The sequence below is a fragment of the Mycolicibacterium wolinskyi genome, assembly GCF_002101965.1.
Taxonomy (GTDB): Bacteria; Actinomycetota; Actinomycetes; order Mycobacteriales; family Mycobacteriaceae; genus Mycobacterium; species Mycobacterium wolinskyi.
This window is the reverse complement of the sequence record NZ_LQQA01000031.1, coordinates 19,678-33,799: the sequence shown is the minus strand read 5'-3', so window position 1 is coordinate 33,799 and position 14,122 is coordinate 19,678. Positions and strand designations below refer to the sequence as shown.

At 66.9% G+C, this 14,122-nt stretch carries 13 protein-coding genes; 8 read left to right on the top strand and 5 right to left on the bottom strand.

The window, feature by feature from the left end; translation table 11 throughout:
* The first annotated feature begins 3 nt into the window (after positions 1–3).
* From AWC31_RS27635 to AWC31_RS27620, 4 genes are all read left to right on the top strand, one after another.
* On the top strand, positions 4–720 hold the full coding sequence (locus AWC31_RS27635; RefSeq protein WP_067859083.1) for a DJ-1/PfpI family protein: 717 nt from the start codon (positions 4–6) through the stop codon (positions 718–720).
* Between the two features lie 174 nt (positions 721–894).
* Entirely contained in the window at positions 895–1,674 is a 780-nt protein-coding gene (locus AWC31_RS27630; protein WP_085147427.1) for an alpha/beta fold hydrolase, read from the top strand.
* A gap of 31 nt (positions 1,675–1,705) precedes the next feature.
* Positions 1,706–3,325: a 2-succinyl-5-enolpyruvyl-6-hydroxy-3-cyclohexene-1-carboxylic-acid synthase gene (gene menD, locus AWC31_RS27625; RefSeq protein ID WP_085147787.1), complete on the top strand. Its 1,620-nt coding sequence runs from the start codon at positions 1,706–1,708 to the stop codon at positions 3,323–3,325.
* Entirely contained in the window at positions 3,322–3,840 is a 519-nt protein-coding gene (locus tag AWC31_RS27620) for a DUF3592 domain-containing protein (protein ID WP_085147425.1), read from the top strand. Before menD ends, AWC31_RS27620 begins: the two co-directional genes overlap by 4 nt.
* Here the strand turns inward: AWC31_RS27620 and AWC31_RS27615 are convergent.
* A complete protein-coding gene (locus AWC31_RS27615) occupies positions 3,818–4,492 on the bottom strand; it encodes a DsbA family protein (protein WP_067859077.1) in 675 nt (224 codons plus the stop codon). The genes AWC31_RS27620 and AWC31_RS27615 overlap by 23 nt on opposite strands.
* 108 nt (positions 4,493–4,600) lie before the next feature.
* Here AWC31_RS27615 and AWC31_RS27610 point away from each other — a divergent pair, with 108 nt between their 5' ends.
* Entirely contained in the window at positions 4,601–5,728 is a 1,128-nt protein-coding gene (locus tag AWC31_RS27610) for a glycosyltransferase family 4 protein (RefSeq protein ID WP_085147423.1), read from the top strand.
* A gap of 1 nt (position 5,729) precedes the next feature.
* Here AWC31_RS27610 and AWC31_RS27605 read toward each other — a convergent pair whose 3' ends face one another.
* The 3 genes from AWC31_RS27605 to AWC31_RS27595 are packed head-to-tail and all read right to left on the bottom strand — an operon-like array spanning position 5,730 to position 9,389.
* Entirely contained in the window at positions 5,730–7,676 is a 1,947-nt protein-coding gene (locus AWC31_RS27605) for an aconitate hydratase (RefSeq protein WP_085147422.1), read from the bottom strand.
* A gap of 39 nt (positions 7,677–7,715) precedes the next feature.
* Positions 7,716–8,540: an alpha/beta fold hydrolase gene (locus AWC31_RS27600; RefSeq protein ID WP_085147421.1), complete on the bottom strand. Its 825-nt coding sequence runs from the start codon at positions 8,538–8,540 to the stop codon at positions 7,716–7,718.
* A 24-nt stretch (positions 8,541–8,564) separates the two neighbouring features.
* Positions 8,565–9,389, bottom strand: coding sequence for an SDR family oxidoreductase (locus AWC31_RS27595; protein ID WP_085147420.1), 825 nt, complete (start codon positions 9,387–9,389; stop codon positions 8,565–8,567).
* Between the two features lie 70 nt (positions 9,390–9,459).
* On the opposite strand from AWC31_RS27595, the gene AWC31_RS27590 reads away from it, so the two are divergent.
* Positions 9,460–10,149: a demethylmenaquinone methyltransferase gene (locus AWC31_RS27590; protein WP_085147419.1), complete on the top strand. Its 690-nt coding sequence runs from the start codon at positions 9,460–9,462 to the stop codon at positions 10,147–10,149.
* A gap of 475 nt (positions 10,150–10,624) precedes the next feature.
* Positions 10,625–11,617 carry a CobW family GTP-binding protein gene (locus AWC31_RS27585; RefSeq protein WP_234817020.1) on the top strand — a complete coding sequence of 331 codons (993 nt, stop codon included), beginning with the start codon at positions 10,625–10,627 and terminating at the stop codon, positions 11,615–11,617.
* Between the two features lie 24 nt (positions 11,618–11,641).
* Here AWC31_RS27585 and AWC31_RS27580 read toward each other — a convergent pair whose 3' ends face one another.
* Entirely contained in the window at positions 11,642–13,561 is a 1,920-nt protein-coding gene (locus AWC31_RS27580) for a DUF1214 domain-containing protein (RefSeq protein ID WP_234817019.1), read from the bottom strand.
* Between the two features lie 61 nt (positions 13,562–13,622).
* Between AWC31_RS27580 and AWC31_RS27575 the strand changes: the two genes are divergently transcribed.
* On the top strand, positions 13,623–14,108 hold the full coding sequence (locus AWC31_RS27575) for a TspO/MBR family protein (RefSeq protein ID WP_085147785.1): 486 nt from the start codon (positions 13,623–13,625) through the stop codon (positions 14,106–14,108).
* The last annotated feature ends 14 nt before the right edge of the window (positions 14,109–14,122 follow it).

Below are 14,122 nucleotides of genomic sequence, written 5' to 3'. Positions count from 1 at the left end.
ACCATGCAGATCGCCATCGTGCTGTACCCCAGCTTTACCGCGCTGGACTTCATCGGACCCTATGAAGTGTTGCGCGCCCTGCCCGACGCCGAGGTGCGGTTCGTCTGGCACGAGCCAGGGCCGATCACGGCCGACTCCGGCGTGTTGCTCGTCGGTGCCACGCACAGTTTCGACGAAACCCCGGCGCCCGACGTCGTATTGGTGCCCGGCGGACCCGGCACGGTAACCACGGCCCGCGATGAGAAGGTGCTCGACTGGCTGCGGCGAGTCCATCCCGGCGCCACCTGGACCGCGTCGGTGTGCTCGGGATCGGTGGTGCTGGCGGCCGCGGGTCTGTTGGACGGCAAGCGTGCGACCTCGCATTGGTCTACGCTCAGCGCGCTCAAGGCATTTGGCGTCACGCCGGTCGGCGATCAGCGGATCGTGCACGAAGGGGACGTCATCACCGCTGCCGGAGTCTCGGCCGGCATCGACCTCGGCATGTGGCTGGCCGGCCAGATCGGTGGCGAGGCCAAGGCCAAGGCGATCCAGTTGATGATCGAGTACGACCCGCAGCCGCCGTTCGACTCCGGACACATGTCGAAGGCGTCGGCGACCACGAAGGCCGCAGCAACCGCCCTGCTGGGTAGAGACATGATCAAGCCCGAGCTGCTCAAGGACAGTGTCCTGCTGGCGTGGGACCGCGCAATCGCAAAGGTACGTGGCCGCCGCACCGCGTGACCCTCCCTTGCACCGCGAGCGACCGTGTTTGTACGCCGCCACGCCGCAAACCGCGTACAAATATGGTCGCTCGCGCTCTGCCCGCAGTGCGCAATCACACGGCGATAAACCGGCGGCAAGGTCGCCGTACCACGTGATCTGATGCACTGAGCTCCATGAAGTAGCGTCGGCCGGGTGAATCTGGCATACGACGACCGAGGCAAGGGCGACCCGGTGCTGTTCATCGCCGGTCGGGGCGGTGCGGGCCGCACGTGGCATCTGCATCAGGTGCCTGAGTTCCAGCGGGCCGGGTACCGGGTCATCACGTTCGACAACCGGGGGATCGGCGCCACCGAGAACGCCAGCGGCTTCACGACCGAGCAGGTGGTGGGTGACACCGCATCGCTCATCGACAAGGTGGTCGGCGGGCCGGTCCGCGTCGTCGGGGTCTCGATGGGCTCCTACATCGCCCAAGAGTTGATGGTCACTCGGCCAGACCTGGTCAGCCAGGCCGTGTTGATGGCCACGCGTGGTCGCCATGACAAGGCCCGCGAGTTTTTCAACAACGCCGAGCGGGCGGTCATCGACGCGAAGGTGACATTGCCGCCTGCCTATGACGCGAAAATCCGCCTGCTGGAGAGCTTTTCGCCGAAGACGTTGAACGACGACCGCGCGGTCATCGACTGGGCGGAAATGTTCACGATGTGGCCCACCAAGTACACGCCGGGTCTGCGCAGCCAGCTTGCGGTCGCGCCCGAAGGCAACCGACTGCCGGCATACCAGCACATCAAGGTCCCGGTGCTGGTGATCGGCTTTGCCGACGATCTCGTCATACCGCCGCATCTGGGCCGTGAGGTCGCCGACGCCATCCCGAACGGTCAATACCTGGAGATCCCCGACACCGGGCATCTGGGCTTCATCGAGAAACCGCAGGAAGTCAACGCCGCGATCCTCAAGTTCTTCAGTGCCCAGTAGGACCCGCCAGGTCGGCGAATAAGGTGGAGTGGTGAACCCATCGACGGCACAGGCCCGCGTCGTCGTCGACGAACTCATTCGTGGCGGCGTCCGCGACGTCGTGCTGTGCCCCGGCTCGCGTAACGCACCGCTGGCGTTCGCGCTGTCGGATGCCGATCGCGCCGGGCGGATCCGGCTGCACGTGCGAATTGACGAGCGCACCGCGGGCTATCTGGCGATCGGGCTCGCGGTGGCCGAACGCGCCCCGGTGTGTGTGGCCATGACCTCGGGCACGGCCGTCGCAAACCTGGGCCCCGCGGTGGTCGAGGCGAACTACGCGCGGGTGCCGCTCATCGTGCTCAGCGCCAACCGGCCCTACGAACTTCTCGGCACGGGCGCCAACCAGACCTTCGAGCAGCTCGGCTACTTCGGAACCCAGGTGCGGGCGAACATCAGTCTCGGGCTCGCGGAAGATGCGCCCGACAAGTGGGACACGCTGAACGCGCAATGGCGCTCGGCGACGTGCCGGGTGCTCGTGGCCGCCACCGGTTCACGCAGCGCCAATGCCGGTCCGGTGCAGTTCGACATCCCGTTGCGCGAGCCCTTGGTGCCCGACACCGAGGACAAGTCGTTTCCGCCGGGCCGCCCCGACGGCAGGCCGTGGACCTACACGCCGCCCGTGATGTTCGATCAGCCGCTCGACATCGACCTCACCCCGGACACCGTCGTGATCGCCGGTCACGGGGCCGGTGTGCATCCCAACCTGGCCGAGCTGCCGACCGTCGCCGAGCCGACCGCCCCGCCTGCCGCGAACCCGCTGCATCCGATGGCGTTGCGACTTGTGCACCCGCAGCAGGTGATCATGTTGGGCCGGCCGACGCTGCACCGCCCGGTGTCGGCGCTGCTGGCCGATCCGTCGGTCCCGGTGTTCGCGCTCACGACCGGCCCGCGTTGGCCCGATGTCTCGGGAAACTCCCAGGCCACCGGCACCCGGGCGGTCACAACGGGCGCCCCGAGCGCGGCATGGTTGCACCGGTGCGCCGAAGTGAACGGCCACGCGGTCGCGGCCGTCCGCGATCAACTCAAGGCTCACCCCCTGACCACGGGTCTGCACGTCGCGGCCGCGGTTGCCGACGCGCTGCGGCCGGGTGACCAGCTCGTGCTCGGCGCGTCCAATCCCGTCCGCGATGCCGCGCTGGTCGGGCTGAACCCGCAGGGCGTGAAGGTGCGCTCCAACCGTGGGGTGGCCGGGATCGACGGCACGGTGTCGACGGCCATCGGCGCCGCCCTGGCACACGACGGCCGGACCGTGGCGTTGATCGGCGACCTGACGTTCGTGCACGACAGCTCGGGCCTGCTGATCGGGCCGACCGAGCCGATGCCGCGCAGCCTGACGATCGTGGTGTCCAACGACAACGGCGGAGGCATCTTCGAGCTGCTCGAACAGGGTGACCCGCGGTTCTCCGACGTGTCGTCGCGGGTCTTCGGCACCCCGCACGACGTCGACGTGGGTGCGCTGTGCCGCGCTTACCACGTCGAAAGCCGCCAGATCGAGGTCGACGCGTTGAGCGCGGCGCTCAACGAACCGTTCGAGGGCATGCGGGTGCTGGAGGTGAAGGCGGACCGGTCGTCGCTGCGTGCTCTGCACGCGTCGATCAAGGCAGCCCTGTGAGGGTGCCCGCGGTCGTCAAGCGGCTCAAGGCCGCCGCGCAGCCGTTGCTTCCGCATCTGTACGGAGAGCCCGGTGAGACCCGGTCCCAGCGCATCATCCGGCGCGTCCGCATCGGGATCGTGGTCGTGGCGTGCCTGGTGACGTTGCAGTCGGTGCTGCTGGTTCTCGGTGCGTGGCGCAACGACCGCCAGATCGAGCGCAACATGGGGGTCGCGGCCGCCGAAGTGCTCAGTGCCGGGCCCCGACGCTCGACGATCGAATTCGTGACGCCCGATCGGGTGACCTATCGCCCCGAGCTCGGCGTGCTGTACCCGTCCGAACTCGACACGGGCATGCGGATCTACGTCGAGTACGACAAGAACGATCCCGATCTGGTGCGCGTGCGCGACCGCGACGCGTCACTGGCGATCATCCCGGCCGGGTCGATCGCGGTCGTGGGCTGGGTGGTCGCAGGCGCGGCGCTCATGGGTCTGGCGGTCGTGCAGCGCCGGCTCAACCCTTCGCCTTCGACATGAGCTTCGACAACCAGTTGTTGTCGTAGATGTCGACCTTCTCGTCGCCGGCGAGGTCATAGACCGTCGGCGTCCCGCCATAACTGTCGATATCCATGAGGAATCCGGTGTTCTGATCGGCCATCTCGACCACGTCGACGCCCTGCTCGCCGGCAGCGATCTTGGCCACCTGCTCGGAGCCGACCCCGCTTTCGCGCGCCATGTCGGCCAGTTCCTCGTCGGATGGCCCGTCCCCGCCCTGGTCTTGGTGACCCCACAGGTCCTCGACGAAAGCCTGGAACGCGACGCCGTCCGTGCCGGGGCCCGCGGCCAGGAACAGCGCGTTGCTCACCCGGGCCGAATAGTCGGTGCCGTCATCGAGAAAGGTCATCGGGCGATACGTGATGGCGAGCTGGCCCAGGTTGACGTAGCTGGCCATCTCCTCACCGAAGTCGTGCTGCAGCTGCGCGCAGTGCGGGCACTGCGGTTCGGTGAACACCTCGATGCGGGCAGTGGCCTCCGGGAAGCCGATGAGAATGCCGGACCCGTCCTCGGTGATCTCGCTGGGCGGCTTGTTCGGATCCGGCTGCGCGGAGCCGTCGACCACCTGGCTGCAGCCGGCAGCGGTCAACATCGCCGCTGCCAGCAGCGCACCGAGGCCGCGCGATAACCGCATGTCGGCAACATTAGCCCGGTTGCATGATCCGTTCGCGGGCATCAGGTTTTTGCGTGTCGTATCCCCGCAGGCAACCTCTTCGACAGTTCTCGGGGAGACTATCTTGACGTGCGCGTTGCAATCGTCGCAGAGTCGTTCCTCCCGAATGTCAACGGCGTCACCAACTCGGTGCTTCGGGTGATCGAGCATCTCCGCCGCACGGGTCATGAGGTTCTCGTCATTGCTCCGGATACGCCACGCGGCCAGCCGCCCGCCGACCGCGTGCACGACGGTGTGCGGGTGCATCGCGTGCCGTCGCGCATGTTCCCGAAAGTCACCTCGTTGCCGCTGGGCGTGCCCCGGCCGCGGATGGTGAGCGTTCTGCGCGGATTCGATCCCGACGTCGTACACCTCGCGTCGCCGGCGCTGCTGGGCTGGGGTGGCGTGCACGCCGCCCGGTACCTGGGCGTGCCGACCGTGGCGGTGTTCCAGACCGACGTGGCCGGCTTCGCCGAGAGCTACGGGATCGGCATGCTGTCACGGGCGTCGTGGGCGTGGACCCGCCGCCTCCACAGCAAAGCCGACCGTACCCTGGCGCCGTCGACCTCGGCGATGGAAAACCTTGCCGCTCATCGGATCCCACGCGTGTACAAGTGGGGACGCGGCGTCGACATCACCGGCTTCGCGCCCTCGGCCCGCGATCAGGAACTGCGCGCGACGTGGTCGCCCGACGGCAGGCCGATCGTCGGATTCGTCGGACGGCTCGCACCGGAGAAGCATGTCGAGCGGTTGGCCGCGCTCGCCGGTCGTGACGATCTGCAGCTCGTGGTGGTCGGCGACGGTGTCGACCGGGAAAAGCTCGGATCCGTGCTGCCGTCAGCGGTTTTCACCGGCGAGCTACGGGGTGAGGCGCTCGCGGCGGCATACGCCAGCATGGACGTGTTCGTTCACCCCGGCGAGCACGAGACGTTCTGCCAAGCAGTGCAGGAGGCGATGGCCTCGGGTCTGCCGGTGATCGCCCCCGACGCTGGCGGCCCCCGGGATCTGGTGTCGCCGTACCGGACCGGGCTACTACTCCCCGTCGCCGAATTCGAGGCCGCGCTGCCCGCCGCGGTCGAGCATCTGATCGCCGAACGGTCGCGGTACTCCGTGGCGGCCCGCCGCAGCGTGCTCGGCCGCACCTGGCCGGCGATCTGTGACGAGCTGATCGGCCACTACGAGGCCGTGCAAGGCCAGCGCCGGCTGCGCGCGGCCTGATCTACTGCTGGGTCGCGAGCCAGGGGATCAGCCCACCGGCGAGCACGTGCTGGACCTGACGCGGTGAAAGCCGGTGCCGCACATCGAACGACGTGTTCTGCGTGGTGTTGGTGACCGTGATCGGCTGACCGTCCGAAAGCGCTTGGCGCACACCGGCGATGGTCAGCACATCGTCCTGCGCCACGGTGTCGTAGTCGGCGGCGTCGGCGAATTCCAGTGCCAGCACACCGAAATTGGCGAGGTTTTGCCAGTGGATGCGGGCGAACGACTTGGCGATCACCACGAGCAGCCCCAGGTGGCGGGGCGCGATGGCAGCGTGTTCACGTGACGAGCCCTGGCCGTAATTCTCGCCGCCGACGATCATGTGGCCCGGCACGGCCTGTGCCCGCTCCGGATAGCTTTCGTCGACCTGGGTGAAGCTGAACATCGCGAGCTTCGGGATGTTCGACCGGAACGGCAGCGCCCGCGCGCCTGCCGGTGAGATCTCGTCGGTCGAGATGTTGTCGCCCACCTTGAGCAGCACGGGCGCCTCGATGTCGTCGGGCAGCGGGGTGAGGTCGGGCAGGCTGGAGATGTTGGGCCCCTTGACCACTTCCACATCGCGGGCCTGCTCGGGTTCGGGCGGGGCGACGAGCATGGCGGTGTTGACGCTGTGATGGGACGGCAGCTTCAGCGTGGGGTAGGGGATGCCCTCGTCACGGGCCCACTGCCGAGGGTCGGTGATGACGCCCGTGATCGCCGATGCCGCAGCGGTTTCCGGCGAACACAGCCACACCGAATCCTCCTTGGTGCCAGACCGACCGGGGAAGTTTCGCGGCATCGTGCGCAACGAGTTGCGTCCCGTCGCCGGGGCCTGCCCCATGCCGATGCAGCCCATGCAGCCGGCCTGATGGATCCGGGCGCCGTTGATGACCAGTTCGGTCGTCGCACCCATTTCCGTGAGGTCGGTCAGGATTTCGCGTGAGGTGGGATTCACATCGAAGCTGACCTCGGGTGAGGTCTGGTGGCCGCGCACCATCGCCGCCGCGATCGCGAAGTCGCGCAACCCCGGATTGGCACTGGACCCGATGACCACCTGTGCCACCGGCTCACCGGCCACCTCGGACACCGGAACCACGTTGCCCGGCGACGACGGCTTGGCGATCAGCGGTTCGAGTTGCGACAGGTCGATGACTTCGTCGATGTCGTAGCGGGCGCCGTCGTCGGCGAGCAGCTCGGTCCAGTCGTCGCCGCGGTCCTCGGCTTCGAGGAACTCACGCACCGCTTCGTCGCTCGGGAACACTGTTGTGGTGGCACCGAGTTCGGCACCCATGTTCGCGATGACGTGCCGGTCCATGGCCGACAACCCGGCGAGTCCCGGTCCGTAGTACTCCATGATCCGGTTGACGCCGCCCTTGACGTCGTGGCGTCGCAACATCTCCAGGATGACGTCCTTGGCCGAACACCATTCCGGGAGTTCACCTTCCAGGCGGATACCCCACACCTCGGGCATCCGCAGATGCAATGGCTCACCGGCGATGGCCAACGCCACTTCCAGGCCGCCGACGCCGATCGCGAGCATCCCCAGCGACCCGGCCGCCGGGGTGTGGGAGTCCGAACCCACCATGGTCTTGCCGGGCACGCCGAACCGCTGCATGTGGGTGGGATGCGATACGCCGTTGCCGGGCTTGGAGAACCACAGGCCGAAGTGCTGCGCGGCGGTACGCAGGTACTCGTGATCTTCGGCGTTCTTCTCGTCGGTCTGCAACAGGTTGTGGTCGACGTACTGCACGCTCACGTCGGTGCGGGCCCGGTCCAGGCCCAGCGACTCGAGTTCCTGCATCACCAACGTGCCGGTGGCGTCCTGCGTCAGCGTCTGATCGATGTGGATGGCGATCTCTTCACCGGGTGTCATCGTCCCGGACACCAGATGGGAACCGATCAACTTCTGCGTGACGCTCTCGGGCATTCACATAGGCTTCCCGGACGGCTACCGGGTGAAACGACCTCAGGAGCGGATGAACTCCAGAAGATCGGCGTTGATGGTCTCGGCCTGCGTGGTCGGCATGCCGTGCGGGAAGCCCGGATAAGTCTTGAGCGTCGAGTTGGGCAGCAGTTTTGCCGACAGCGGCCCGGAATTCGCGTACGGCACGATCTGGTCGTCGTCGCCGTGCATCACCAACGACGGAATCGTGATCTTCTTGAGGTCCTCGGTGAAGTCGGTCTGCGAGAACGCGACGATGCCGTCGTAGTGAGCTTTGGCGCCGCCCATCATGCCTTGGCGCCACCAGTTCGCGATGATCGCCTCCGACGGTTCGACGCCGTCCCGGTTGAACCCATAGAACGGGCCTGACGGCAGGTTCCGGTAGAACTCCGACCGGTTCGCCGCGAGCTGCGCCTGCAGATCGTCGAACACCGATTTGGGCAGGCCACCGGGATTGGCGTCGGTCTGCACCATCAACGGCGGGACCGAGCTGATCAGCACGGCCTTGGCCGCCCGGTCCTGACCGTGGCGGGCCAGGTAATGCGTCAGCTCGCCGCCGCCGGTCGAATGCCCGACGTGAATCGCGTCGTGCAGATCGAGATGTTCGACGACGGCGGCGAGATCGTCCGCGTAATGGTCCATGTCATGACCGTCGGCCACCTGCTCCGAACGGCCGTGTCCCCGCCGGTCGTGGGCGATCACGCGGTAGCCGTGATGCAGGAAGAACAGCATCTGCGTGTCCCAGTCATCGGCCGACAACGGCCAGCCGTGACTGAACACGATGGGCTGGCCCGAACCCCAGTCCTTGTAGAAGATCTCGACGTTGTCAGAGGTGGTGATGGTGGGCATGGCGCCTAACCTACGCCGCCCGGCCTACCCTTGTGCCTCGATCGAAACCGGCTGCCATTCCTCCCAGGTTTTCAGCCGGCTCTCGTAGTCGGCCTTGGCCAGTTGCAGCGGCAGCTCGCCGAAGAACACCCGCAGCGGCGGATTCTCGGCATCGACGATCTTGAGCACCGCGGCGGCCGATGCTTTCGGATCACCGGACTTCGCGGTGCGCTGGGCCCGGGCCCGTTGGGCGGCTTCGCGGGCCTCGTCGTACGCGGGCAGCGGCGTGGCGTGCTTGGCCGACGATCCGGCCCAGTCGGTGTCGAACCCGCCCGGCTCGATCAGCGTCACATGGATGCCGAACGGCGCGACCTCCTGGGCCAGCGACTGCGAGAAACCCTCCAGCGCCCACTTCGACGCGTGGTACATGCCCACGAGCGGGAACGCGGTGATCCCCCCGATCGACGACACCTGGATGATGTGCCCGCTGCCCTGCGCGCGCAGGTACGGCAACGCGGCCTGGGTGATCCACAGCGCGCCGAACACGTTGGTTTCGATCTGCTCGCGGGCCTCGGCCTCCGACAGCTCCTCGATGAACCCGAACTGTCCGTAGCCGGCGTTGTTGACGACGATGTCGAGGCGGCCGAAATGATCATGGGCCTGCTTGACCGCGGCGAAGTCGGCTTCGCGGTCGTTCACGTCGAGTCTGAGCGCAAGCAGCGCATCGCCGTATTTGTCGGCCAGGTCGGTGAGGGTCGAGGTGTCGCGGGCGGTCGCGGCGACCTTGTCGCCGCGTTCGAGGGCCGCGATCGTCCACTCCCGCCCGAAGCCGCGTGACGCACCAGTGATGAACCAGACTTTTGCACTCATATCGGGCTACAGCGGGCCTGCGGCTGTCCCCATTCCCGGATTACGGAAGTTCACAGGTAGCGTCGGCGACGTGAGTCGAGCCAGCCTGGAGAAGAACCCCCACGAAGTCGCGTCGATGTTCGACGCCGTGGCGCGGCGCTACGACCTGACCAACACCGTGCTCTCGCTCGGGCAGGACCGGTTCTGGCGCCGCGAGACCCGCTCCGCGTTGCGCATCGGACCTGGTGACAAGGTGCTCGACCTGGCGGCAGGCACTGCGGTGTCGACGGTCGAGCTCGCGACGTCAGGGGCGTGGTGCGTCGCCGCGGACTTCTCGGTCGGCATGTTGGCCGCCGGTGCCGGCCGGCCGGTGCCCAAGGTGGGTGCCGACGCGACGCGGCTCCCGTTCGCCGACGGCGTGTTCGATGCGGTGACGATCAGCTTCGGGCTGCGCAATGTCGTCGACCACGTGGCGGGGTTGCGCGAGATGGCCCGCGTGACACGGCCGGGTGGGCGCCTGGTGGTGTGTGAGTTCTCCACGCCGACCAATCGCATGTTCGCGACGCTCTACAAGGAGTACCTGATGCAGGCGCTGCCGCGGATGGCGAGCGCGGTGTCGAGCAATCCCGACGCCTACGTGTACCTCGCCGAGTCGATCCGGGCCTGGCCGACGCAAACCGAGTTGGCACGTCAGATCGGCGACGCCGGGTGGTCTCAGGTGCGCTGGCGCAATCTGACGGGCGGGATTGTCGCGCTGCATGCGGCGACGAAACCGTTGTAATTGTCGGCGCGGGGAGCGGGGTATCCCTGTGCCCGCCTATGAGCGACAATGTCGCTGAAAACGCCTCTGGCGCAACATTTGTCCCTTCGTCACCAAGCGGCGAATCACATCAAGCCCACCACGCTCATCAGCCACGTGAGTCTCACGATCTGAGCTGCCCGATTGCGAGCGACTTTGTCGCTGATAGGCGGGCAACCCGAAAACTGTTGCGACTGTTGCCAATGCGATGCCGGAGTCAGATGTGAATCGCAAAGTTGGTGCCTGCGTGACAGGCGGTGCCAGGTTGGCGATCTCAGCGACAATGTCGCGCATAGGCGGGCGCAACGGTCGCGTCCAATGAAAGGGACTGTGCGGCAACCTCCTCCAGCGCAAGACGATGGCCTGAACGGCGATGTGAACACTCACTGGCATCTGCAAGCGGCTCAATGTGAACCCGCTTACTGAAAACAATTCCCAACAACTTTAGGATGGCCGGGTGAAATCGGTACCTGTGTTGGCGATCGCGGGCTACCTCGGCGCCGGCAAGACGACGTTGCTCAACCATCTGTTGCGGAACAGCCGCGGCGTGCGCATCGGCGCTCTGGTGAACGACTTCGGCGCCGTCAACATCGACGCCATGCTCGTGGCCGGCCAGGTCGACGCGATGGCGTCGCTCTCCAACGGTTGCATCTGCTGTGCGGTCGACGCCGAGGAAGCCGGTGAGATGCTCGGCAAGCTCGCCGCGGTCAAGCCACGTCTGGACCTCATCGTCGTGGAAGCCAGTGGCCTGGCCGAGCCCGCCGCGCTCGCGCGCACGATCGCCACCGCCGACGACAAGCGCTATCACTACGCCGGGCTCGTGCTCGTGGTCGACGCCGTGGAATCCGCGCGGGGCGATCTCGGGCACAGCGTGCGGGTCGCCGATCTCGTCGTGCTCAACAAGGCCGACCAGGTGAGCGCCGACGAGCTCGCGGCCGTGAGGGCGAAAGTGGCCACGCTCAGCCCGCGCGTGCCCATCGTGCCGACCGAGTTCGGCCGGCTGGACCCGGCTCTGTTGATCGACCCGTCTGAGCAGGCACCGCGTGCCGGGCAGCTGAGTCTCGACGAAATGCTGTGGGCGGACCACGATCACCACGAGCACGAGCACGCCGCGTTTCAGAGCGTCGAGCTCATCTCAGAGACTCCGCTCGACCCGCGCCGGTTCATGGCGTTCCTGCAGAACCGGCCCGCGGGTCTCTACCGGGCGAAAGGCTTCGTCGACTTCGGCGCCGCCGGATCGGGCCGCAAGTTCGTCATGCAGCTGGTCGGCTCGTCGTTGCGGTTCGAAAAGCAGCGGTGGGGGAGCGGCGAGCCACACCGCACGGCGCTGGTGTTCATCGGCACGGAGATGTGCGCCGATTCCGTGCGCGAGGCGTTGGCCGAATGTGTGAGTGTCCCAGGCGAAAACGACGAGCAGGGGATTCTCGGAGTGCTGCGCTACGTCGGGTGATGCTGTGCAGTCGATGCGCGAGTTCTACACCCACCGCTTGTCGAAGCCGGCCCTGCGCTCCGTGAGCTGCTGCTCGCGCTCCTCGGGTGTCACGAACTCCACGTTCGGTAGGTCGTCCAACTCGTCATGCGACACGACCTGCTGACTGACGATCCGCGGCGCGTTGTTCGGATCGCCGCCGAGGTTCTGGAATCGGATCGAGATCAGACCCTGGTTCAGGCCGCCCGTCGAAACCCAGTTCGCCGCACCAGGATCGGTCGGCGAGATGACGACGGTATAGGTGCCGTCCGGGTTCGCCGTCATCTGGTCGTTGTTGAGGCTGGTCGGCTGGTCCCAGTAGTTGTCGGTGATGGTCCAGTCGTTGTAGGTCGGTACGACGAAGTAGCCCGCGTCGCCCGGATCGATCGTCAGCACCAAGGCTTCGTCGTCGTCGAGCTGGAACTGGCCGTTGCTCTGCTTCTGGTTCGCCAGGAACTCCGCGTTGCTGGCCGGCTCACTCATCACGTTGGGATCGCCCGCGGTCGCCAACTCCATGTACTTGGCCTGCTCGTTGGCGCCTCGCACGATCAGGATCAGCGCCGTGACCGTGCCACGCACCGCGGGCGGCATGTTCGGCAGCGGCGGGATGGCCGACACGATCGACGTCAGCACCGGGCTCTGATTCACCACCGAGCCGAGGAACGTGAAGCCGCCCAGCTGAGCGAACAGGCTGTCGGGCGGGCCGCCGACGCGTTGGATCTCCAGGCCCATCGGCTTCTCGGCGTTCCAGTCGCCCAACGTGTTTCGGGACGCGATGATGGTGGAGCCCGGAGTTAGCTGCAGGTGGTTCGGCCGACCGTCGGCGGGTTCGGCGCTCACCGTGATCTCGAACGTGCCGTCGTCGTCGATCTCGAATTCGTCGTCGACCGTGAGCAGTTGCGATGTCGTCCCGGCCGTGCCCTCCAGCACGCTGAAGCTCGTATCGGCCGGCATGTCGTCGCGGAAGTCCCCGTCGCCGTCGACGTCGTAGAACTGGCCCCTGATGACGTACTCCGACGATGCGCTGACCCCGGTGAAGCGGTAGATGGTGTCGGGATTGTCGTAGAGGATCCGCGTACCGCCCGCACTCTGGCCGTTCCACGTGTGCGGTGGCGCGACCTGCGTGACGAACTTCGGATTCATCGGGTTGAGCAGTTGCTGCTGAAACGCTGCGGCCAAAACGAATTCGTCGACGGCGTTGTCCAGCGCGGCGAGGTTGTCAGCGTCGGGACCGCCCGGGAACTGTTGGTGGCCGGCCACCAGGAACCCGGCTTTCAGAACGACTTTCATGAGCCGCACCGGCAGGGTCTTCACGGTCCTGGCGGCGACCTGCTCGGCTACCAACTGCTCCGGCGTCTTGAGCGGGCTGTCCTCGGTGGACACGGATACAGTCTGCGCTGCGACAGTCGTTGCCGGCGCGGTCTTCACGGTCTTGGCGGGGCCGGCGTCATGCCCGATCTCACGACGCACGATCGCGGCCTTGACCCACTCGGCCGGTGTTGGCGGCGGCTCGACCGGATTCTTGTTCGCCTCTGCCGACAGGCCAAGCGTGGACAGCACTTTCGCGGCCGGCCGCTCGGTGCGCCGGGGCTTCGTTCGTTGGGGGCGGTCCGTAGTATTCGAATCCGTTGCGGACGACACCTTTTCGCCGTCGGCCGAACGTGACGCTGACGAATCCCGCTGCGCGGAGCGTTTGATCGCGTCCCGAATGGAGTTCTTCTTCGGCTTCGCCGGTTTCGCCTTCTCCGCGGACTTGACCGACGGCCCGGCCGAGCTTTCCGACGACTCTGACGAAGTCGATTCTCCGGTTTCGGCAGACGCGATACCCGGACTGTTGGCCACCGCGATTCCAATGCCGAGCGCAACTGCCAACCCGCCGACGCGACCGATGAATTGACTGCCGGGGCGGTACCGGTTCGGATTCACGAATTGACACGTTAGGCCGCGCGCGGGTGTGCCGGGCGCGAATTCGGGTAACAAGTACTTCATGCGACCGAACACACTGGTTAAGACCGCATCCGCAGCGCTCGCCACCGCGCTGGTCGGTGGTTTGGCGAGCCGCCCGGCGGAGTCGTCGTGGTACGCCGCACTGCGCAAGCCGTCGTTTCAGCCGCCGCGGCAGGCGTTCCCGATCGTCTGGCCGATTCTCTACACCGACATCGCGGCGGTCTCGGCCTCGACGCTGGAGAAGATGCGTGCCGAGAACCGGAGTGATCAAGCGCGGGCGTTCACCGCGGCGCTTGGCGCCAACCTCGTCATGAATGCCGGCTGGTCGTGGATCTTCTTCTCGCAGCGGCGGTTGGGCGCGGCGGCGGTGGCCGCGGCTGCGCTCACCGTCAGCAGCGCCGACCTCACGCGCCGGGCGGTTCAGGCCCAAGGCCCGCGGGCGGCGGTGCTCGCGCCCTATCCGCTGTGGTGTGCGTTCGCGACCGCGCTCTCGACGCGGATCTGGATGCTCAACCGCGGCCGCTAGCGCCTTCACCCGCC